Annotated in this window: 1 pseudogene; it reads right to left on the bottom strand. The window is 60.9% G+C overall.

The window, feature by feature from the left end:
- Positions 1-243, bottom strand: a pseudogene (locus tag J5M67_RS29305) (arylsulfatase); the annotation flags it as partial.

The following is a 243-nucleotide window of genomic DNA, read 5'->3' as shown; positions in this document are numbered from 1 at the left end:
GTTCGAGCATGCCGTCGGCGTACTCGTTGCCGGGCATGCCGCTCTGGCCCTTCATCGAGTCGCGCACGTGGGTGAAGAGGTGCATGCGCGTGGTATTCATCCAGACGAAGAACGGTTTGTCGGCCTTCACCTGCTTGTCCATGAAGTTGATGGCGGCCTGGGTGGTCTCGTCGTCGATGGTCTCCATCCGCTTCTTGTTCAGCGGGCCGGTGTCCTCGATCTTGCCGTCGGCGAAGGAATGGA

The sequence above is a fragment of the Pseudomonas sp. 30_B genome, from assembly GCF_017491605.1.
Classification (GTDB): Bacteria; Pseudomonadota; Gammaproteobacteria; order Pseudomonadales; family Pseudomonadaceae; genus Pseudomonas.
This window is presented reverse-complemented; position numbering and strand designations above follow the sequence as displayed.